Genomic DNA, 20,194 nt, shown 5'->3' with positions numbered 1-20,194 from the left:
TATGTTAATGCAACTCTAAAGTATTCCATATTAATTTTACATTTGAATTTGGAACAAAACTTTTCATACTGGGAGCGCACTGAGTTTATCGATAACGCCGATGTGATTATCATCGGTAGCGGCATTGTGGGTTTGAGCGCCGCATTGCATTTAAAAACGTGTGAGCCTAATTTAAAAGTGCTGGTGTTGGAACGAGGCTTCCTGCCCAGCGGCGCAAGCACAAAAAACGCCGGATTTGCCTGTTTCGGCACAGTTTCCGAGCAATTATCATCCCTAAAGCACTCATCCGAAGAAGAAGTTGCCCGGTTAGTAAACTACAAATGGCGGGGCTTGCAGCGCCTGCGGCAAAACCTTGGCGATGAGAATATCGACTACCAGCAGCATGGCGGCTACGAATTGTTTAGGCACGGCGAGCAAGCGCACTCCGACGAATGCATTGAGAAAATTGGCTACCTCAATAATTTACTAAAGAATGCTATTAGCGGGCATGACATTTATTCAGTAGCGAATGAAAAAATTGCAGGTTTTGGCTTTGATAAGGTAAGCCGGATGATCTACAACCCCTTTGAGGGGCAGATCCATACCGGTAAAATGATGCGTACCCTTCTTAATAAATGCTACCAACAGAATGTTGTCGTTTTAAACAATTGCGCAATAACCTCGGTCACACGGGAAGATGGCCATATCCAATTGGATACATCGCAAGGCGTTTTTAAAGCAGCTAAAGCAATATTGGCGACCAACGCTTTTGCCAGCCAGTTATTCCCCGAACTTAAGGTTATCCCCGGCCGCGGGCAGGTATTGGTTACCAAGCCTATCCCCGGTTTAAAGTTGCAGGGCACCTATCATTTTAACGAGGGGTATTATTACTTCCGCAATATTGATGGGCGGGTACTGTTTGGCGGCGGGCGCAATCTCGATTTTGCGGCTGAAGAGACAGGCGAGTTTGGGCATACCGATGCAGTAAAGCAAAGCCTTATTACCTATCTCAACGAGGTTATCCTGCCCGGGCAAAACGCCGAAATTGATTACTGGTGGAGTGGCATAATGGGTTTTGGTGAAGACATCAGCCCTATTGTAAAACAGGTGGAACTAAACATCTACTGCGCTGTACGCTGCAACGGCATGGGGGTGGCTATGGGCAGCCTCGTTGGCGAGGAAGTGGCCGATCTGCTACTGAATAGCTGATCAAAATCCCTTTTTTCGGGTGATGCCCACTTTGCGGGGGCGTGGAGCCGGTTCGGGTACATCATCTTCATCAGCCCCATAGCGGCGGGCCATTTTCGCTATGCGCTCTTCCATGGTTTCGGTGGTTAATTTTTCGCGGCCAAGGCTATCCACCATTATCGGGAAGGCGAATGGAGTAGGGCGCTCAATGGTTTTTAAAACGATGCTTTGGGTTTGGATGCGCTGCAATGCTGCCCGCAGGCGGAACTCTTCCAGTTGGAAAGCCAAAGCCTCGTTATAAGCTTGCCTCACCAACAAATTATCCGGTTCGTACTCGTTAAATACTTCGAACAACAATGAAGTGGATGCCTGCAAATGCTTATTCTTCATGGGCTGCCCCGGATAGCCGGTAAACACCAGCCCGCCAATATGTGCGATATCCCGGAAGCGACGGCGAGCCATTTCGTTGGCATTGAGGCTGTTTTGAATATCTTCTATCAGGTTGTTGATGGAGAAGAAATCGGCATCTTCCAGCGCTTGCTCAATGGGAATATCGTCGTCGGCAAGTAACTCAAAACCATAATCATTCATGGCGATGGAGAAGCTGGCAGGCTTTATTTTGGAGATTCGGAAGGCCAGCAAACTCGCCATCCCCTCGTGGACCAAGCGCCCTTCGAAGGGGTAAAAAAGCAGGTGGTGTCCCTCTCGCGATTTAAAGGACTCTATTAGAAACTCGTGGCTTTGCGGCAGATGCGAGAGCTTACTTTGCAGATCGAACAGGGGTTTTAAAGATTTCACCTCGATATCTTCTTCTATGCCATGCGCCACTTCGTCCAGCTTGTCGCGGAAAACAGCCGAGAGCTGTGAGGAAAGCGGCATCCTTCCGCCCGCCCAGCTTGGGATCAGGCCCTTGGTTTTGGTCGATTTTTTTACGTAGGCGGTCATTTCCTTTACCTTGATAAATTCCAGGCTGCGCCCCGCGAACCAAAACGTATTGCCCGGTTTTAGTTTCGATATAAAGCCCTCTTCCAGCGTACCCAGGCTGCCGCCGCTGAGCCATTTTACCCGGATGCTGAGTTCGCTGGTGATAGTGCCGATGCTAAGCCTGTGCCGCATAGCTACCCGGCGGTTATTCACTTTAAATAAGCCATTCTCTACTTCTACCTTTAAAAACTCATCGTATTGGGCAAGAGTTTTGCCTCCGTTGGTAATAAAATCCAGCAGCTGGTTAAACTCGTCGCGCCTTAAGTCGGCAAAAGCAAAGGTTGATTTTACCTCCCGATACAATTCATCCGCTCTGAAACCTTCCGAAACCGCCAGCGTAACCATGTATTGGATCAGCACATCCATCGTAAGCAGCATCGGGTCGCGGCTTTCGAACACGCCGTTTTTAATAGCTTGCTTTAGCGCGGCTCCTTCCAGCAGCTCCAGCGAGTGCGTAGGCACAAAATAGGCCTTAGAAATAGCGCCGGGGGCATGCCCGCTTCGCCCCGCACGCTGCATAAAACGGGCAACGCCTTTGGGGCTGCCTACCTGTACGACGGTATCTACCGGGCGAAAATCCACCCCAAGGTCCAGACTGGAAGTGCATACCACCACCTTAAGCGCTTCGGCATGGAGGGCCTGTTCCACCCAGTTGCGCAGCTCGTTATCAAGCGAGCCATGATGCATAGCCATGATGCCGGCGTACTCGGGATAATTATCAATAATAGCATGGTACCAGATCTCCGCCTGCGAGCGGGTGTTGGTAAATATCAGCGTGGTTTTGCTTTTGGCTACTATCTTCATCACCTGTGGCAGCAGCTTTACGCCGATGTGCCCCGCCCAGGAGTAATTCTCTATATTCTCGGGTATTACCGATTCTATCACCAGCTTTTTACTGATATTGGCCCGCACCATGCGGATCTGTTCCGGCGGAAAATCGTTCCCAAGCAACACTTCGGCCGCCTGTTCCAGGTTGCCAATGGTTGCGGAGATGCCCCAAACTCTTAATGGTGAATGGTTGTTAGATTGGCCCTCTTCCGCTTTTAGCTTTGCGCTTAAAGCTTTCAGCTTACTCAACCCCAGTTCTACCTGTACCCCGCGTTTGGTGCCAAGGAGTTCATGCCACTCGTCGCAAACCAGGACCTGCAGGCCGGCGAATACTTTGGGGTATTCCTTTTGGGCGAGCATTAGATGCAGGCTCTCGGGCGTGGTAAGCAGCACTTCGGGCAGTTTTCTTTTCAGGGCAGCTTTTTCGGCTGCCGAAGTATCCCCGGTGCGCGTCATGATGCGCCAGGGAAGACCGATCTCGTCGCAGGTTTCCTGCATCGCTTTGCGGATATCGTTGGTGAGCGCCCTCAGGGGTGTTATCCAAAGCATCAGCAGGCCATTATTGCTTTTGGTGGTGTAGGTATCTGAGTGCTTATTAATAAAACCGGCCAGGAAGGGCAGGAACAAGGCGAAGGTTTTACCGCTGCCTGTAGGCGCGTTCAGCAAACCCGAAAAACCCGACAAATAGGCTTCCTCCATTTCTTTTTGAAACGGGAACTGCTTCCATGCCTTTTGCTTGTACCATTGCTGAATTACCTGCTGCCCCTTTGTTGCCATGCCCTTATTATACAACGCAAATTGGAATAAGTTGCGTTGTTATCAAAGTACCGGGGGCTTTTATTTTATACCATTTCCCTTAGCGAGTTTCTATCGAGAGCCTTTTCTCTATCGGGCGTGTTATACAAATGCTCGGGTATTTCGGCAAGGGTAGATGGATGAACCTGTCCGCCCAACCCATAAAACTGCTGAAAGCTCATAATAAGCGGTTTCCATTTGTTGGGGTCCACCCGGTTTGGGTGACCATGCAATAATATCGACTCATCAAGATAAACGCGTTTTATCAGCAGTTCAAAAGTTAGAATCTTCCCACGCATATCAGCATCGTGTTCGGCAAGTCCGTGTACAACTTCTACCACTGCCTCCATTTGCACCGGGCATTCGTTAACTCTTGGTGCCTGCACGGTTTCTGATGCTTGTTTGGTTAACCCGGCAAGCTCAAACTTATCCTGATGATATCGGTAACCCTTCTGCACCTTGCCGGCGGGAACCGGGTTACTGCCCGTGGTTTTGGCCAGCAAATTAACCGCGCCTGCCTGGTGTACCGATGGGAGGTTTAATACGCACTGCCTTGTACGCAATAGGTTTTGTGTTGTTTTGGAGGCCGCCGCCAGGCCGATGATACAACGCCAACCCAACCAGAAAATGGACGACATGGGCGCAAGGTTATCTGTGTAGTTTTCGTTTTTTGTGCTGATAAGCACTACTGGCGTGCCGAAGTACAAAATAGATGGTTGGCTTTTAATATGCATACTTCAATGTTTATAAAGCAAATGTAGCGCTGCTGCCATCAGGAGGGAACCCGATTCTTGCTGAGTATGCCTCTAACAAAAGGCGTGTTTTATAGTTATAAGTAAAGGGTTCAACAAAAAGATTAAAAGGGATGAAGCGCTATACTTATTTGACGATACTTTTTGCAATGCTGTTAGCCGTGGCTTGCAAGCAAAAAAGCAGCGATGCAGCGGGCAACAATGCCCCTGACCTACCAGATACCACTGAGGTAAAAGCCATTCCTGCTGAGCAATTGATCAGCCCGGGTGAAAGCATAGGGCACATTAAATTGGAGGGTAGCGCCGATTCGGTAGTACAGCTACTTGGCCGTCCGGATACGGGTGACGCGGCTATGGGCAGCCAGTTGGCCACCTGGTATGCCGACCATGACTCCACCGGCTACCAAACCAGCATATTCAGTCGCCGGCATATGGGCGGCAAGGACGAGCCGGTTAGCCGCATCAAAAAAATACTGGTGACCTCGCCATGGTTTAAAACGGCTGAGTATATCAGTACAGGCAATAACATGAAAGATATTGGCAAGTATTACACGCTTAAAGAAGGCAATAGCTACAAGGCCAAAGGGCAAACTATTAAAACCTATTCTGATATAGCCAAAGGTATCTCGTTCGAGATTGAGGAAGATGGTAAATGCGTGGGGATATTGGTGCATAAATCCAACTCAGCAGCCGATACTTATTTAAATATGCATTAAGCATTAACCATCATAAAACAAGCAAGGCCCGGTTAATCGCCGGGCCTTGCTTGTTTTATGAATAACAGAGTTTATTTCTTCTCCGGCATTAATATTAGTTTCACCAGGTTGGTGGTGTTTAAATATTTAGCAGCGGTTTGTTTGGTGCTCTCCACAGTGATCTGCTCCAGGCTGCTCACATGCTTTAAAATATCATCAGGGTTTTCGCCGTTTTGAGACGCACCGCCAAGGTAGCCAGCCCAAAACACATTTTCCTTTAACTGAACCTGGGTAGAGCGGGCCTCTTCGGCAACAAATTTTTGTATGTCGGCCGGGGTTGCGCCATTTAATTTCAGTTTGCTTATTTCGTCCATGGTAGCAGCTACCAGTTTATCAACGTTGGCGCTGCCGCAGGTGAAGTAAATGGTTGCCGTGTACCTGCCCGATGGGATCTTGGCATAAGAAATCCTAACACCCGGTGCATAAACACCGCTTTCCTGTTCGCGCAGGCGCTCGGTAAGCTTAATGTTCATCACCTCTTCCAATGCATCCAGCTGAATGTTGTTGGTCTCGTTGTACTCGTAAGCACCGCTAAATACCATTTGTACGGTGGCTTTGTCGTCAAGGCCCTTGTAAACAGTTTTGGTTAACTGCCCCGCAGGCGGGTGGATACCCAGGTCCTTATATTTTTCTTTTTTGTTTGTTGATGGAAGCGAACCAAGGTACGATTCGATGTATGGTTTTAAAACATCTATATCAAAGTTACCCACAAAGGTGAAGGTAAAGCCACTTGCATCGGAAAACCTGTCTTTGTAAAAATTATAGGCCTTATCTAAGTTGGCCGAGTTTAAATTGGCCAGCGTGGTAACCATCGACCGCATATTATAGTTGCTTAGCACGGCAGAAATGGTATCCTGGTAAACGCTTCCCGGATCGAGCCCGCGGTTAGTGAGGATAGACCGTGTTTGGCTGATATTGCCTTTCCAGATATCCTCATCCTTACGCGGCTGGGTAAAGTAAAGGTGGATCAGCTGCATGGCCGTTTCAAAATCTTTTGGTGTGGTGTTTGCGCTGATGCCTTGGGTAATATCACTTATGTAGGTGTTTACATTTACGTTTTTACCGGCAAGCATTTTATCCAGCTGGCCCTGGTTAAAATCGGCAATGCCGCTACCGCCTATAATTGGGGCAGCCAAGTTAGCCGAAGTGAAATCCTGGTCGCTGGCTAATGAGGTGCCGCCAAAGCTGTAACCATTTATCATGATCTGATCGTTCTTAAACTTCGTTGGTTTTAAGATAGCCTTTAAGCCATTCTCTAAAACCAATGTGGTAGTACCTATAGCCTCGTCTGCTGTTTCGCTTACAATTTTACCGCGCGGAGGCGTTTTTTCCATCAGGGGGCGGCTGGTAACATTATCCACGTAAGCGGTTACGCCGGCACCGGCGGTGCTTATCCAGCCTAATATTGTTTTTTCGTTGGGGAGTTTATCCTTGTCTTTCTCCGGGCCTTCTATAATGATGACACGGTTTTGATCGCTAATGAACTGGCCAGCCAAAACGTTCATATCTGCAGTGCCAATTTTGTTGATGTTGGTTGCAATATAATTGTACTCAAACTCAATCCCGGGGATGGCTTCGCCGGTTAAAAAGTTTTTGCTGTAATCGCGCACAAAATTTGCCGAGTTGGTTTTATCGCGCTCGTTATAGGCGTTTTGCACCTGTACCAAAATAGCTTGTTTACCCCGTTCCAGTTCGGTTAAGGTAAAGCCAAATTTGCGGGCGCGTTCGGTTTCGGCAACCATTGTTTTTACAGCGTTTTCCAGGTCGCCGGGTTTGGCTATCACTACCGAAGAAAAGGCATCCTGCTTGGCAATTAACGACGCATAGCTCGCCCTTGCATACAGGTACGGAGGCTCAGGTTTTTGCAGCAGTTCGTTCAATCGTTCGCTCATCATGTAATTAAACAGGTTGATGCGGAGGCTGCGCATATAAGTTGCTGTGTTGGTAACCGTAGCCTGTGGGTGTTTTACAATAATTTGTGCAAGAGTGTAAGGGAATTCCTTATCCGTAGCAATTTTAACTACTGTGCCCGGTGTTGGCGGCACGGTGAAAACAGCACGCGGTTTTTCACCTGCCGGGTTGGTTAACAGCCCGAATTTATTTTTGATAATCTCTTCAACAGCTTTTACATCAAAATCGCCCACGGCAATAATAGCCTGCAAATCGGGCCGGTACCAATCATGGTAAAAGCTTTTGATGGTTGCCTGGTCAAATGTTTTCAGCACGCTCTCCTGCCCGATTGGCAGACGCGAAGCATATTTAGAGTTATTAAGGATCACGGGCAATGTTTGCAAGCTTAAGCGCTCCTGCGAGTTTTTACCACGCAGGCGGGCCTCTTCTAAAACAACGCCACGCTCTTTATCAATTTCGGAAGCATCAAAGCTTACATAGCCTGCCCAGTTAGCCAAAATATTAAAACCGTTGGTGAATACGGAGGCGCTATCGGTAGGTAAAGGCAGTTGGTAAACGGTTTCATCGAATGAGGTGTACGCGTTAAGATCGGCACCAAACTTTACACCCGATTTTTGCAGGTAGTTAACCAGTTCGTTCTTTGGGTAATCGCGCGTGCCATTGAAGGCCATGTGCTCGGTAAAGTGGGCCAACCCTTGCTGTGCATCAGTTTCTAATATCGAGCCGGTTTTTACCACAAGATAAAGCTCGGCGCGGTTTTTAGGCTGTTCGTTATGGCGTATGTAATAGGTAAGGCCATTTGGCAGTTTACCAATAAGCACGCCTGGGTCTGTCGGTAACAGGGATGGGCGTAGCTGCAAAGCAGCTGCAACAGGTTTTGTTTTTGGTGATGGAGTGGGTTTTCTTTTAACCTGTGCAACGGTACTTGTGGTAGCAATTGCAAGTGCTATTAAGGTTACAGAAAAGTTTCTATTAAAGTTCATAAATCAATTAAGAATGAGAATGCTAAGATGCAAAACGAAAGAGGTAGTTACAAATTGTTTTCGGGCTTAATTACAGTAGGAATGGAAGCAAATACTGTGGTCATCGGAACAGGTTCAAATATTTAAAAACGGGGCAATATTATGCCCTTGCGATAGTTTTAGTAGTGGTTTTGTCACATTGTTTTATTTAGCCGGACTTATAAAAATTGATAATTGAATTAGGCATCAACAGTTTAATAATATAAATTTGCAATCGAATAATTAATATCAACACTATGTCGCATCACGAAGAAGAGAAAAACTTTGATTACCTATTTTACCTGGTTGCATTACTTACCGGTGCTTTTGTGGGCGCAATTGTAAATCGTGGCTTTATATGGATACCTGTAGGCGCTATACTTGGCTTGCTTTCCGCAGGGTTATTTATTAAGGTTTTGGTTAGAGGCCGTGAAGAGGTCTGATAGCAGCCTTCCTTCATTTATACAAAACTGGAACCAGTTTTACGGCATTGTGCTTGTATGGCTGGTTTTTTTGATTTTTATCTTCTGGCTCATTACACGTTCTTTTGAATGAGCTTAACCGACTGGATAGTTCTTGGTTGCACACTGCTTGCCATCGTTGTTTACGGTGTTTTTAAAAGCGGAAGCAATAAGGATATTGGGCAATACCTGGGCAGCCGCTCGTTACCCTGGTACCATGTGGGTTTATCGGTAATGGCCACGCAGGCCAGCGCTATTACCTTCCTTTCGGCCCCCGGGCAAGCTTACAGCGACGGGATGCGCTTTGTGCAATTCTATTTCGGGCTGCCGCTGGCCATGATCGTGCTGTGCATTACCTTCGTCCCCATCTTTCATAAACTTAAAGTTTATACCGCGTACGAGTTTTTAGAAACCAGGTTCGATCTAAAGACCCGCGCGCTTACATCAATGTTGTTTTTGATTCAGCGCGGCTTATCAACCGGTATCACCATTTATGCGCCCTCTATTATTCTATCGGGGATACTTCATATCAACATTACCTACACAACCTTATTTATTGGTGGACTGGTATTGTTTTACACCGTTTATGGCGGAAGCAAGGCGGTATCCTACACCCAGTTACTACAGATGACGATCATTTTCTCGGGGATGTTTTTGGCCGGATTATTTGTAGTGATGCTGATGCCATCTGACGTGGGTTTTATCAAATCAATAAAAATGGCGGGTAACCTGGGCCGGATGAACGTTATCGACTGGAAATTCGACCCGAGTAGCCGCTACAACATTTGGAGCGGCATTATTGGCGGCTTCTTTTTACAACTGGCTTATTTTGGTACCGACCAGAGCCAGGTGGGGCGCTACCTTACCGGTTGCTCGGTAGAGCATAGCCGCCTTGGGCTTATTATGAACGGTATGCTAAAGATCCCGATGCAGTTTTTGATACTGCTGGTTGGCGTGCTGGTGTTTAGCTTTTATCAGTTTAACCGCCCGCCGGTTTTCTTTAACAATTACGAGGTGGAGCAGGTAAAGCAAAGCAGCTACGCCCCGCAGTTTAACCAGTTAGAAGAGCAGTACAACAAAACCTTTGAGCAGCGAAAAGTAAAAGCCGATAACCTGGCCAAAGCATTGGATAGTGATGATGCGGGGCAGATAAACAAAGCAAAAACAGAACTAAGCAGCCTTAATAAGGAGGCCGGGAAGATCCGTACCGATGCCATCGCCGTTATTAAAAAGAACAACGATAAGGCGAATACGGATGATACCAACTACGTGTTCCTCACCTTTGTTACCCACTATTTACCAAAAGGATTAATTGGCTTGCTGATAGCGGTGATATTTTTAGCGTCGATGGGGTCAACCGCAAGCGGGCTCAATTCGCTGGCATCTACCACCGCGGTTGATTTTTATAAGCGCATCATCAACCCCGGCGCATCCGATAAAAGCTATGTAAATGCATTACGCCTGGCCACTATATTTTGGGGCTTGGTGTGTATTGGTATGGCCCTTTACGCCAGCAAAATTGGCAACCTGCTGGAGGCTGTTAATCAGCTTGGCTCCTATATCTATGGAACAATTTTGGGGGTATTTGTGGTAGCGTTTTATTTAAAAAACATAAAGGGCACGCCGGTATTTATAGCCGCCATAATTACCGAGGCCATTATTTGCTATATGGGTTATAAAAACACCGTGGCTTATTTGTGGCTAAACCCAATTGGTTGTTTTATGGTGATATTAATTGCAGCAATTTTAAATATCTTTATCAAGCCCAAACAAGCCGCAATTAGTTAACCAATGCAAGCCCCCGCCGTACAATTCCCCAAAAAACTTTACGGGCTTGATCATTTGCGTGCCTTTGCCATCTGTTACGTTTTAATTTATCATTACCGCCTTTTCGGCCACCCGGATTGGGTGCCTGTAATTGGAGGCTTCGGTTGGACGGGTGTAGACTTATTTTTTGTTCTGAGTGGTTTCCTCATCTCCTCGCACCTGTTTGCCGAGCTATCTAAAACGGGGACTATCTCTTTAAAAACATATTTTATTAAACGGTCGTTCCGCATTTTGCCGGCCTACCTGTTTATTGTGGCGGTTTATTTTTTAGTGCCGGCCTACCATGAACGGGAAGCATTGTCGCCGCTGTGGCGCTTTCTTACGTTCACCAAAAACTTTGGGATGGATACCCGGGTGGAAGGCACATTCTCGCATTCCTGGTCGCTTTGTGTGGAGGAGCAATTTTACCTGGTATTGCCATTGGTGCTGCTGGCGCTGGCTTATTATAAAGCAGGAAAAAAGGGCCTGCTGCTTTTAGCCGCCATATTTTTAGGAGGCTTCGCTATACGGTGGTGTGGCTGGCAAATCATAGCGCCGTACACCAATACCGATGCGTTTAGCGCCTTGTTCCGCACCTATATTTATTACCCTACCTATAACCGGCTCGATCCCTTGCTGGTTGGGATAGCCGTATCGGCCTTTTATCATTACCGCCCGGCTTGGTTCGCCAAAATCGGCAAAGCGGTAAACTGGCTTTTGCCCCTGGGCCTGCTGGTGCTAATTGGCGCATATTATCTGAATAGCAACGAAACCAATATAAAGGCCACGCTATTTGGTTTCCCGGCGGTAGCTGTTGGTTATGGTATAATGGTGATGGCGGCTGTGCACCCGGCAAGTATTTTGTATAAGTACCAGTGGGCGGTAACAGAAAAGATCGCTGCCTTATCTTACAGCCTCTACCTGTCTCATAAGGGGCTGATGCCTTTAACCCAGCGGTTATTGGCCCTATACGGCTTCGACCCTAATAGCAACATCACCATGCTGATCTGTTTTATTGTGGTAATAGCAGCCGCCGTGTTGCTGCATATAGTGGTAGAAAAGCCCTTTTTGAGAATGCGCGACAGGGTGCTGAAGCGGAAAGCGCAATCTACTTCAGACACGCAACAGCTCACCGCTGAGGCTGTCTAAAATCAAAAAAAGGCGCGAATTATCGCGCCTCCTTAGAAGGATCTTTAAAAAATAACTTTTTAGTTTTTTGCCTGCAATATAACCGCTTCGTTTAGCCTAACGTACTCATCGTCGTTTGTTGCTTTTGCAATCTTAACGCCTTCCTGGGCGGTGGCGATAGCTTTTGCCTTGTCGCCCATTTTTAGCTGGATACGGGCCTTCCATAGTTTGTACCATGGGCCGTTTGGCTCCATCTTCTCGGCCTCTAAAGCCCATTGCATGGCTTTGTTCAAATCTTTATCGTTCTCGTAAAAATATTGCATGGCGTTAAAGTAAGGGCGGTTTGCTTTCTCGCCCAGCATCAGTTTTTCTATGTTGGCAGTTATCTGCGCGTCATCATCGGTTTGCATATGGATGGGCACCGCAGTGTGGTCCCAAACAATATAAAAATCGGTAGATTTTGTGGTGGAGTTTGCAAACTGCATGGTGCAGGTTTCTCTTTTCTCATCAACCGAACGTGGTTTTACTTTAACACGCAACAGGTCGTCCTCTTGCTTGTAGCTATAAGCGCCCCATTGTTTCGCTGTTTTATTGAGGATGATGGTCCACTCTGTTTCACCCGGAATGCTGAACAACGCATAAGTGCCGGCCGCAACTTTTACGCCTTCAAAAACTACGCTTTCGCTAAAGGTGATAGTGGTTGCAGCGTTTGCGCCGGTGCGCCAAACTTCGCCGTATGGGTTTATCCCGCCAAATATTTTACGGCCTTTTACATTTGGCCTGGAGTAGGTAACGGTTATTTTGCCCAGGCCAAAGTCCTGTATGATAGTTTGGGTAGAGCTGGCCTCGGGGATGCGGGGTGTTTCTTGCGCGAACAACCTGGCGGAGGTACAACACGCCAGCATGATGGCAAAGAGGTATAAAAACGGTTTCTTCATCAGATCGGTAAAATTTAGCACTAAGGTAATAATTGTTAAATGAATTTTTAATGAAAAGCAAAGCCGGGCAATCACCCGGCTTTGCCCTATCGTTATTTACATGTTTTGTTGCACTCGCCAGATGATTTGCACCCCTTGCCGCATGTTTCTAAACAATTAGGCTTTGTGCAGCCTTTGGCACATTTGGTGCATTTGTCCATTTTGCTGTTGCAGCATGGTGTGTTAGCGAAAGAAAACGTATTTATAGTTAATAACATCAACGTAGTGATGAAAAGAATCTTTTTCATGATTATAATTTAAAAATGACTTAATAGTAAATAATTCCCGTAGCTTTTACGGGCGAATAGTATTGGGGGATGCTATTAAGCCTTAGGGGGATTCCAGGATGAAACCGAAAAACCGGATATGCCAGGCGTTGTGTAGGGAGCAAAGGCCAACTTTTTTAAAGTAGGTACATCGGCTTTAGTGCTTACGGCATTTCCTACTAAAAAGCCGCAGTTACTACACAACAATAAATTGCTGCATGCTTCTGTTCCACAACCTTTTTTTTGCCCGTGACTGCTTGTCGGTGTTGTGCTTCCCTTCGCACAGCAAGCTGTTTTGTATTGATTTTTAGAAGCGTACAGATGTTCCGGCGCAGCGGAAAGCAATACGATAATCATTACCAATAAAAAGGAAGCCAGTTTCATTAAGCCAATAAACGCCGGGAGTTAAATTAAAGTATGAAAAGTGTTTAAAAAATAAAAGCCCCCCAGACTTGCTCCGGGGGACTTTCAACCTAAACCTTATCACAATTAACCGGCAGATAGCCGGTCCGTGTTGTATCTTACAAATACTATACCAAACCTTATTTGGTGTTTAAACGTATTTTATTTGTTACTTAAAACTGTATATACTGCTGATTTATAGCGTGCTATTGATACAGCTGTTTTACATCTTGTCAGGAAAAATGTACACGGGTGTACACAATTAGTGTTGTTTTGCACCCTGTTTTCTGCGCAGGTAGGCGTCCAAAAGGAACAATCCCATCACCAGATCAAAAAACAGGAAGCCCTTTAACACGCCGCCCGAGAAGAAATTTTTTACATGGTTGCTATCTAATTGCTCCGGCATTTTTATGTCGATGTTCAAGCTGCCATTACCGGAGGGCACGCTCCAGTTAAGCGTGCTGAACGCGAAGATCACCAGGGCCGCTATGGTTATAATAAAGAATGCGGCAATGCCCCAAATAATACGCTTGTTTATGGCGGCCTTAAGCGGCTTCATAGCGTTTTCTGTACGGATGGTTTCCATCACATTATAGGTAAATGCCATCGAAGGTTCATCCATTTCCATGGTGCTGAATTCCTGGTTCAGTTTTAGCAACTCATTGTACTTTATGTGCCAGGCTTCATCCTGCGCAATAAGCCGGGAAATGGCCTGCTGTTCCGCAGGGGTACAGGAGCCATCAATGTAGTTCCAAAGTTGTTCTTCTATACTGTTCATATCAGTTCTTTAACTTCGTGTTTTAAATTACGCTCCAGCCTTTCTTTTAAACGCTGGCGCGCCCTAAATAGTTTTACCTTAACGGTGTTGGCCTCCATACCAAGGGCCTGTGCAATTTCTTCGAGCGATTGCTCGCCTTTATAAAATAGCGTAATGATGGTTACATCATCGGGCAATAGTTGTTCTATGGCCTGGTTGAGGTAAAAAGACCTCGATTTGTTTTCGATGTTGTTGGTATCATACGCGCTTGGTTTATTCTCAATCTGTATATAGCTTTCATCATCATCTATCGATGAGGTATCTATCCTTTTTTTTCGCAGAAAGGTCATGGCCGTGGTATATACAATGCTGTACAGCCAGGTACTAAACTTGCTTTGCTGCTGAAAGCTTGATAAGGAACGATACGCCTTTATAAAACAATCCTGGGCTATCTCCTCCGCATCTTCGCGGCCTTTTGCAAAACGCATAGCCAAGGTAAACACAAAACGCTGGTGTCGTTTAACCAGGTCGGCATAGGCCGATTGGTTCCCCGCCAGGGTTTGTTCTATCAGTTCGATATCGGAAAGCTTGTTTTGCATATTATACAACCTCTCTGACTACATGGCCTGAGGTTAGGTTACACCTTAATTTCGGATTTGGGATTTTCGATTTCGGATTTGATTAATTCGTTAAATTCGGCTGCATAAATAAACGCCATTTAACTATACCATATAAAGATAGGCATTATTATATAAGCAAGGTTAAATCCGAAATCGAAAATCCGGCATCCGAAATATTTTTCCCGCGGGGTGTAACCTCATTAAAAAACGTGTGGTCATAGCATACAAATACACCGTGGTGGTGGGTTTGAAAACAAAAAATACACACTTATTTAAATTTATAGTATTATGGAAGGAATTTTGGTCCCAATATTAATTTCCCTTGGGCTTTTCGCAATGATCTTCGGAATTGTTTACGTTAGAAACCGCGAACGTATGGCAATGATTGAACGTGGCATGGATCCCCGCAACTACAAGGCACAACCTGCGCCTTATCAAAACTTAAAATGGGGTTTATTGCTTATCGGCGCCGGTGTAGGATTGTTCTTAGCATTCCTTTTAGACCGCACCGTATTCACAGCCACCCGCGACGAAAACGAAGCCATCTACTTTGGCCTGATAGCTATTTTCGGCGGCTTAGGTTTGGTGCTGTCTTACCGCATCGAAAAAAAAGAGCTTTACAACAGCGATAAAGAATAAGCCTTAAAAACTTTACAAACAAAAAGGGGTAGCGCGTGCTACCCCTTTTTGGGGTTACAAATACTTCTCCTTTAGTATCCGCAGGTGGTGCAGTTCGTGCCCGGCCGTCATATAAATTAAGGCCCTTACGGTGATGGGGGTGCTGTTTGATGTGCCCCAGTTATTTATCTGCGCTTCGGTTAAATTCCTAAACACGTACAGGTTAGATTGGCGGGTTGCCCTAAATTCATCGGCAAGTCCCTGCAGGCTGCGATTGTTATAATCGGTACCGTTTACGTATGTATCCTGGTCAAAGCCCGGCAAAACGGCAGGCTCGCGCGAGATACAAAACGCACGAAATCCAAACACCCTTTCGGTATCTATCATGTGCCCCAATACTTCTTTAATGGTCCATTTTCCCTCGGCATAAGCATAATGTGCTTTCTCATCCGGCAGGGAAGTGAACAGCTCATAAGCCTTGGTTAAAGAACCGGCTAATAACTGCATTACATCGGCACCCTCCGGTACCATGTTTACATAAGTGCCGGCAAATTCCGGGTATTGGTTAGGTTGTGGCCTTGCTATCATCATTTAAACTTTTTAATACGATCCTGAATGTTGTGCCCTTGCCCAGCTCAGAGTCGCGCACAAAAATTTGTCCGTTGTGGTAATTGTGTATCATTCGCTTGGTGAGCGATAAGCCCAGCCCCCAGCCGCGCTTGCGGGTGGTATACCCCGGCTGAAACACCGTTTCGAACTTAGAGCGCGGGATTCCCTTGCCGGTATCTGATACATCGATGTAAACCTGTTTTTTTGCTCGGCTACCACTGATATTCACCTTAATGCTGCCTGTACTGTCAATTGCATTTACCGCGTTTTTCAGCAGGTTTTCCAGCACCCAATCAAACAAAGGGACGTTAAGCCCGGCCAACAGGCGTCGGTTGCCGGTGAGTTCGAAACTTATCTTATCACTCACCCGCACCCTGAAATAATCTACATAATCTTTCACCACATCATAAACCGGCTGGGTTTCCAGTTTTGGAACCGAACCTATTTTGGAGAAACGATCGGCCACGATCTCCAGCCGCTTCACGTCGTTTTCCATCTCGGCCAGCAGCGGGTCGTCCTCGGCGTTAAATTTATCTTTGATCAGTTCTATCCAGGCCATTAAGGATGATATGGGCGTTCCCAGCTGGTGCGCGGTTTCTTTAGCCAATCCAACCCAAACCTGGTCCTGTTCAGATTTCCGCGAGGAACTGAACGCCGTATAGGCCACCATCAAAAATATGGCTATAACCGATAGCTGGATATAAGGGAATATTTTCAGCTGTGTTAGCAGTGGCGAATCTTTGTAATAAACAAACCACGGTTCTTTTAAAACGGTAAGCTGAATAGGTTCGTGTTGGCTTTTCATGTACTCCAGCTCGTCTTTAAAGTATTGCAGATCGTATTTTTGGTGCTTTGCTTTAAGTTCTTCGGGTTCCAGCTTAATAAAGGTTTTGGTTGAATCCAAACCGCGCGTAAGCTGGAACTCGCCTTTGGAATTAACCACTAAAGAGGGCACCACAGAACTGTCCCGAACAGCCAGAACGTAATTCAGGAAATCGTTATCGTCTGATGCCAGCATCTGCCGCATACTCATGGCCCATACCTGTGCCCGGGTACGTTCAGATTTGGCTATGTTTTTTACCAGGTAGCTTGTGTAAAGCAGCGATCCGCTGGCAATAACAACGGCAAAAGCAAGCAGCGAATATTTCCAGGTTCGTTTTTGTTGGTATGGGTTCATTTAATAAGTCCGTGATCCGGAAGTCTGTAACGCCCGAAGAAGCGGCAAATTACACAAAATGTTTTTATTGTGTTGATAAGCCCTAAGTAAACGCAAAGTAATGTGTTAATTCAAAAAGCTTTCCATCTTTCCGTGTTTCGTACTAAACCCTATCTTTGCCCAGCTATGTCTGAGAAAAAAGTAAGAGTTCGTTTTGCGCCAAGCCCTACAGGTGGTTTACACTTGGGTGGTGTGCGTACTGTATTGTTTAATTACCTGTTTGCCAAAAAACATGGTGGCGATTTTGTTTTACGTATTGAAGATACCGACCAAAGCCGCTACGTGGAAGGCGCAGAAAAGTACATAGCGGATTGCCTGGCCTGGTGCGGCCTTGTTCCGGATGAAAGTCCATCGGTGGGTGGGCAATATGCCCCGTACCGCCAAAGCGAGCGCAAGGTAATTTACCGCGAATATGCCGAAAGGCTGGTATCGCAGGGGCACGCCTATTATGCTTTTGATACGCCCGAAGAACTGGACGCCAAACGCAAGGAAGTACCCAATTTTCAATACGGGCATACGCACCGCAGCGGCCTGCGTAACTCGCTTACCCTGTCTTTGCAGGAAGTAGAAACCTTGTTACATAATGGCACGCCGCATGTTATCCGTATAAAAATGCCTGATAATGAAACCATCAGCTTTCATGATATGATCCGTGGCTACGTAAGCTTTGAGACCGGCCTGGTAGATGATAAAGTGTTGTTAAAGGCCGACGGGATGCCTACCTACCACTTAGCCGTGGTGGTGGATGATTACCTGATGAAGATCTCGCACGCTTTCCGCGGCGAGGAGTGGCTGCCATCGGCACCTGTACACCTGTTATTATGGGAGTATTTAGGCTGGAAAGATGATATGCCAAAATGGGCACACTTGCCTTTAATATTGAAACCCGATGGGCACGGTAAGTTAAGCAAGCGCGATGGCGCACGCCTTGGCTTCCCTGTATATGCCATGAACTGGTACGACGCTAAAACAGATGAACATACGCCGGGTTTTCGCGAACTGGGCTTCTTGCCCGGCGCGTTTTTAAACCTGCTGGCCATGCTGGGCTGGAACGATGGCACCGGGCAGGAAATATTTACCCTGGACGAGCTGATAGAAAAGTTCTCTATTGAGCGCATCAGCAAGGCCGGCGCTAAATTCGATTTTGAAAAAGCCAAATGGTATAACGCCGAATGGATAAAAAATGCACCCGCAGAAAAATTAAAGGTAAAAGTTGCCGAGGTATTAACCGCCAAAGGCGTAACCATTAATAAAGAAGCTTACCTGCTGAAAATAATTGATGTGGTGAAGGACCGCTGTGTATTGCTGACTGATTTTTATCAGCAGGCATCATACTTCTTCCAGTGTCCCAAGGAGTATGATATCAATTCGGTAAAACCCAAATGGACGGACGTTAAAACGGATTTCTTCAATCAGCTGAAAGATAACTTCAGCCACTCGGACACCTTTGAGCCTGCCGACCTGGAGACCCGCTTTAAAGCCCTGGCCGAAGAAAAAGGACTAAAACTTGGCGATGTAATGCTGCCCTTCCGCATTATGCTGGTAGGTGGCAAGTTTGGCCCGCATGTATTTGATATCGCCGCTTTGCTGGGCGAAGCGGAAACATTGAAACGGATAGACAAGGCGCTGGCCGAGTTTACGGCTTAGCCCCTAAAGCACGATCCGCCGGCAGATATCACTACGCTGGAAAATGTACCCTTGTAATGAAAGGCGGTGAAGTGGTTAAGAATGAGATTAAATAGGGCGTTTGCATGGCTATAAAACAGCGTCATTGCGAGGCACGAAGCAATCTCCCGATAGAAGGTAGCCGAATGCAGAGCGTTCATGCATAGTTCAGAGATTGCTTCGTTCCTCGCAAAGACGAGGTGGAGAAAACGCGGCGGAATCGAAACTCTAAAAATTCTTACGCATTACAAAATCATTCATCCAATACTCGCCTACGGGGATATCTTCTTCATAAATTACTTCAAAGCCCATTTTTTCGTAAAAGGTTTTGGCGTTGTTATAGCGGTTTACGTTGAGGTCTAAGGTGTTTTTGCCTGCTTCTTTTACTTTACCGGCAACGGCGTTTAGCAGGACCTTACCATATCCTTTACCCTGCGTTTTGGGGAGGCAGTATAGTTTGTGCAGCTTGTATACTTCCGGGTTCTCCGTCCGCGGTGAATAAGCAGCAAAGGCAACAGGCTCTTCATCCTCCAGCAACAGGAGAAACGATTGAGCATTGTTTTCTATCTGTCCGGAGATTGTTTCCACACTGTAAATAGTGCCGAGCATGAAGGTGATCTGCCCCCGGGTGAGTATAGGCTCATAAACCGACCAATAGGTTTCGCTGGCGATGCTAATGATCGCATCGGTATCGGCAACGGTTGCTTCTTTAATGGCGTACATAACAAAATTTAGTGGTTCTCTTCTTTATCAATGGCAATACCCGGCGATACAATTTGCCCTACGCCAAAATATTCTTCCAGTTCGCTCAGGGTAGATGAACTGGTGGCAATATCTTTAATAATTACACCTTTTTCCATCAGCAATATGCGGTCGCAAACATCGGTTACGTGGTTCAGATCGTGACTGGATACAATGGTGGTTACGCCGTTATTCTTATTCTCCGTTTTCAGGATGTTTTTTAAACGGAATTGTGTGCTTGGGTCGATATTGGCAAAAGGTTCGTCCAGCATCAGTAATTCCGGCTTTTGCAACAGGCAGCTGCCAACGCCAACCTTGCACTGGTTACCCTTGGACAGGTCGCGGATGTATTTGCCTTTTTTCAGGATCTCGCCATTAAAAAAATCGGTTAAGCCTAAAAGCGTTTCATCAACCTGTGCCTGGTTATGCTGATGCAGGCCGCCAATAAAATAAAAATATTCCTCGGGGGTGAGGTAGTCAATCAAAAATCCTTCATCCAGGTAAGATGCGGTATAGTTCTTCCATGCTTCGGCGCCGGCAACATTTTGCCCATTGGATAATACTTCGCCGCTTTCGGGGCGTATCAGATCCAATATCATGCGGAACAGTGTGGTTTTACCCGCACCGTTGTTGCCTACCAGCCCAATACTTTCGCCTTTTTTTATCTCCAGTTGCGGCACATTTACAACGGTTGCGCCGGCATATACTTTTTTGAGGTTTTTTATCTCGATCATG

Annotated in this window: 18 protein-coding genes; 7 read left to right on the top strand and 11 right to left on the bottom strand. The window is 46.4% G+C overall.

Annotated features, from left to right (window positions below; translation table 11 throughout):
- The first annotated feature begins 48 nt into the window (after positions 1-48).
- Complete coding sequence (locus ABIX36_RS10310; protein ID WP_348082087.1) at positions 49-1,188, top strand: FAD-dependent oxidoreductase; 1,140 nt, start codon at positions 49-51, stop codon at positions 1,186-1,188.
- On the opposite strand, the gene ABIX36_RS10305 is transcribed toward ABIX36_RS10310, so the two are convergent.
- Together ABIX36_RS10305 and ABIX36_RS10300 are read right to left on the bottom strand one after the other, a co-directional pair.
- On the bottom strand, positions 1,189-3,756 hold the full coding sequence (locus ABIX36_RS10305; RefSeq protein ID WP_348082086.1) for a ligase-associated DNA damage response DEXH box helicase: 2,568 nt from the start codon (positions 3,754-3,756) through the stop codon (positions 1,189-1,191). It lies immediately after the preceding gene.
- A gap of 65 nt (positions 3,757-3,821) precedes the next feature.
- The gene (locus ABIX36_RS10300) at positions 3,822-4,508 is read right to left on the bottom strand and encodes a flavin reductase family protein (protein ID WP_348082085.1); all 687 of its coding nucleotides are present in this window, start codon (positions 4,506-4,508) and stop codon (positions 3,822-3,824) included.
- Positions 4,509-4,639: 131 nt separating this feature from the next.
- On the opposite strand from ABIX36_RS10300, the gene ABIX36_RS10295 reads away from it, so the two are divergent.
- On the top strand, positions 4,640-5,242 hold the full coding sequence (locus tag ABIX36_RS10295; protein WP_348082084.1) for a hypothetical protein: 603 nt from the start codon (positions 4,640-4,642) through the stop codon (positions 5,240-5,242).
- Positions 5,243-5,313: 71 nt separating this feature from the next.
- On the opposite strand, the gene ABIX36_RS10290 is transcribed toward ABIX36_RS10295, so the two are convergent.
- Complete coding sequence (locus tag ABIX36_RS10290; RefSeq protein ID WP_348082083.1) at positions 5,314-8,175, bottom strand: insulinase family protein; 2,862 nt, start codon at positions 8,173-8,175, stop codon at positions 5,314-5,316.
- A gap of 275 nt (positions 8,176-8,450) precedes the next feature.
- Here ABIX36_RS10290 and ABIX36_RS10285 point away from each other — a divergent pair, with 275 nt between their 5' ends.
- The 3 genes from ABIX36_RS10285 to ABIX36_RS10275 all read left to right on the top strand — a co-directional run bounded on the left by ABIX36_RS10285 (position 8,451) and on the right by ABIX36_RS10275 (position 11,609).
- The gene (locus ABIX36_RS10285) at positions 8,451-8,636 is read left to right on the top strand and encodes a hypothetical protein (RefSeq protein ID WP_348082082.1); all 186 of its coding nucleotides are present in this window, start codon (positions 8,451-8,453) and stop codon (positions 8,634-8,636) included.
- Between the two features lie 108 nt (positions 8,637-8,744).
- Complete coding sequence (locus ABIX36_RS10280; RefSeq protein ID WP_348082081.1) at positions 8,745-10,442, top strand: sodium:solute symporter; 1,698 nt, start codon at positions 8,745-8,747, stop codon at positions 10,440-10,442.
- 3 nt (positions 10,443-10,445) lie between these two features.
- Positions 10,446-11,609: an acyltransferase gene (locus ABIX36_RS10275; protein WP_348082080.1), complete on the top strand. Its 1,164-nt coding sequence runs from the start codon at positions 10,446-10,448 to the stop codon at positions 11,607-11,609.
- A 59-nt stretch (positions 11,610-11,668) separates the two neighbouring features.
- Here the strand turns inward: ABIX36_RS10275 and ABIX36_RS10270 are convergent, their stop codons facing one another.
- The 4 genes from ABIX36_RS10270 to ABIX36_RS10255 all read right to left on the bottom strand — a co-directional run bounded on the left by ABIX36_RS10270 (position 11,669) and on the right by ABIX36_RS10255 (position 14,589).
- Positions 11,669-12,526, bottom strand: a complete 858-nt coding sequence (locus ABIX36_RS10270) for a DUF2911 domain-containing protein (RefSeq protein WP_348082079.1) — start codon at positions 12,524-12,526, stop codon at positions 11,669-11,671.
- Between the two features lie 362 nt (positions 12,527-12,888).
- Positions 12,889-13,215, bottom strand: a complete 327-nt coding sequence (locus ABIX36_RS10265; RefSeq protein ID WP_348082078.1) for a hypothetical protein — start codon at positions 13,213-13,215, stop codon at positions 12,889-12,891.
- A 280-nt stretch (positions 13,216-13,495) separates the two neighbouring features.
- Positions 13,496-14,011 (bottom strand): hypothetical protein, encoded by a 516-nt coding sequence (locus ABIX36_RS10260; protein ID WP_348082077.1) that lies wholly within the window; start codon positions 14,009-14,011, stop codon positions 13,496-13,498.
- Positions 14,008-14,589, bottom strand: coding sequence for a sigma-70 family RNA polymerase sigma factor (locus ABIX36_RS10255; protein WP_348082076.1), 582 nt, complete (start codon positions 14,587-14,589; stop codon positions 14,008-14,010). Before ABIX36_RS10255 ends, ABIX36_RS10260 begins: the two co-directional genes overlap by 4 nt.
- 309 nt (positions 14,590-14,898) lie before the next feature.
- On the opposite strand from ABIX36_RS10255, the gene ABIX36_RS10250 reads away from it, so the two are divergent.
- On the top strand, positions 14,899-15,249 hold the full coding sequence (locus tag ABIX36_RS10250; RefSeq protein ID WP_348082075.1) for a DUF6249 domain-containing protein: 351 nt from the start codon (positions 14,899-14,901) through the stop codon (positions 15,247-15,249).
- 54 nt (positions 15,250-15,303) lie between these two features.
- Here the strand turns inward: ABIX36_RS10250 and ABIX36_RS10245 are convergent, their stop codons facing one another.
- The gene (locus ABIX36_RS10245) at positions 15,304-15,819 is read right to left on the bottom strand and encodes a DinB family protein (protein WP_348082074.1); all 516 of its coding nucleotides are present in this window, start codon (positions 15,817-15,819) and stop codon (positions 15,304-15,306) included.
- A complete protein-coding gene (locus tag ABIX36_RS10240) occupies positions 15,794-17,014 on the bottom strand; it encodes a HAMP domain-containing sensor histidine kinase (protein ID WP_348082073.1) in 1,221 nt (406 codons plus the stop codon). The genes ABIX36_RS10245 and ABIX36_RS10240 overlap by 26 nt, the downstream gene beginning before the upstream one ends.
- Positions 17,015-17,179: 165 nt before the next feature.
- Here ABIX36_RS10240 and gltX point away from each other — a divergent pair, with 165 nt between their 5' ends.
- Positions 17,180-18,700: a glutamate--tRNA ligase gene (gene gltX, locus ABIX36_RS10235; protein ID WP_348082072.1), complete on the top strand. Its 1,521-nt coding sequence runs from the start codon at positions 17,180-17,182 to the stop codon at positions 18,698-18,700.
- 246 nt (positions 18,701-18,946) lie between these two features.
- Here gltX and ABIX36_RS10230 read toward each other — a convergent pair whose 3' ends face one another.
- Positions 18,947-19,441 carry a GNAT family N-acetyltransferase gene (locus ABIX36_RS10230; RefSeq protein ID WP_348082071.1) on the bottom strand — a complete coding sequence of 165 codons (495 nt, stop codon included), beginning with the start codon at positions 19,439-19,441 and terminating at the stop codon, positions 18,947-18,949.
- Between the two features lie 8 nt (positions 19,442-19,449).
- Complete coding sequence (locus ABIX36_RS10225; RefSeq protein WP_348082070.1) at positions 19,450-20,193, bottom strand: ABC transporter ATP-binding protein; 744 nt, start codon at positions 20,191-20,193, stop codon at positions 19,450-19,452.
- Position 20,194 lies beyond the last annotated feature (1 nt).

The sequence above is a fragment of the Mucilaginibacter sp. genome (assembly GCF_039925265.1).
In the GTDB taxonomy this organism is placed as follows: Bacteria; Bacteroidota; Bacteroidia; order Sphingobacteriales; family Sphingobacteriaceae; genus Mucilaginibacter.
Note: the sequence above shows the minus strand (reverse complement) of the source record. Positions and strands in the feature narration are given on the sequence as shown.

What these genes read in the sequence shown, in the direction of transcription:
- ABIX36_RS10305 (WP_348082086.1), bottom strand. Translation starts at nt 3,756, where the DNA reads ATGGCAACAAAGGGGCAGCAGGTAATTCAGCAATGGTACAAGCAAAAG.
- ABIX36_RS10300 (WP_348082085.1), bottom strand. Translation starts at nt 4,508, where the DNA reads ATGCATATTAAAAGCCAACCATCTATTTTGTACTTCGGCACGCCAGTA.
- ABIX36_RS10295 (WP_348082084.1), top strand. Translation starts at nt 4,640, where the DNA reads ATGAAGCGCTATACTTATTTGACGATACTTTTTGCAATGCTGTTAGCC.
- ABIX36_RS10290 (WP_348082083.1), bottom strand. Translation starts at nt 8,175, where the DNA reads ATGAACTTTAATAGAAACTTTTCTGTAACCTTAATAGCACTTGCAATT.
- ABIX36_RS10285 (WP_348082082.1), top strand. Translation starts at nt 8,451, where the DNA reads ATGTCGCATCACGAAGAAGAGAAAAACTTTGATTACCTATTTTACCTG.
- ABIX36_RS10280 (WP_348082081.1), top strand. Translation starts at nt 8,745, where the DNA reads ATGAGCTTAACCGACTGGATAGTTCTTGGTTGCACACTGCTTGCCATC.
- ABIX36_RS10275 (WP_348082080.1), top strand. Translation starts at nt 10,446, where the DNA reads ATGCAAGCCCCCGCCGTACAATTCCCCAAAAAACTTTACGGGCTTGAT.
- ABIX36_RS10270 (WP_348082079.1), bottom strand. Translation starts at nt 12,526, where the DNA reads ATGAAGAAACCGTTTTTATACCTCTTTGCCATCATGCTGGCGTGTTGT.
- ABIX36_RS10265 (WP_348082078.1), bottom strand. Translation starts at nt 13,215, where the DNA reads ATGAAACTGGCTTCCTTTTTATTGGTAATGATTATCGTATTGCTTTCC.
- ABIX36_RS10260 (WP_348082077.1), bottom strand. Translation starts at nt 14,011, where the DNA reads ATGAACAGTATAGAAGAACAACTTTGGAACTACATTGATGGCTCCTGT.
- ABIX36_RS10255 (WP_348082076.1), bottom strand. Translation starts at nt 14,589, where the DNA reads ATGCAAAACAAGCTTTCCGATATCGAACTGATAGAACAAACCCTGGCG.
- ABIX36_RS10250 (WP_348082075.1), top strand. Translation starts at nt 14,899, where the DNA reads ATGGAAGGAATTTTGGTCCCAATATTAATTTCCCTTGGGCTTTTCGCA.
- ABIX36_RS10245 (WP_348082074.1), bottom strand. Translation starts at nt 15,819, where the DNA reads ATGATGATAGCAAGGCCACAACCTAACCAATACCCGGAATTTGCCGGC.
- ABIX36_RS10240 (WP_348082073.1), bottom strand. Translation starts at nt 17,014, where the DNA reads ATGAACCCATACCAACAAAAACGAACCTGGAAATATTCGCTGCTTGCT.
- gltX (WP_348082072.1), top strand. Translation starts at nt 17,180, where the DNA reads ATGTCTGAGAAAAAAGTAAGAGTTCGTTTTGCGCCAAGCCCTACAGGT.
- ABIX36_RS10230 (WP_348082071.1), bottom strand. Translation starts at nt 19,441, where the DNA reads ATGTACGCCATTAAAGAAGCAACCGTTGCCGATACCGATGCGATCATT.
- ABIX36_RS10225 (WP_348082070.1), bottom strand. Translation starts at nt 20,193, where the DNA reads ATGATCGAGATAAAAAACCTCAAAAAAGTATATGCCGGCGCAACCGTT.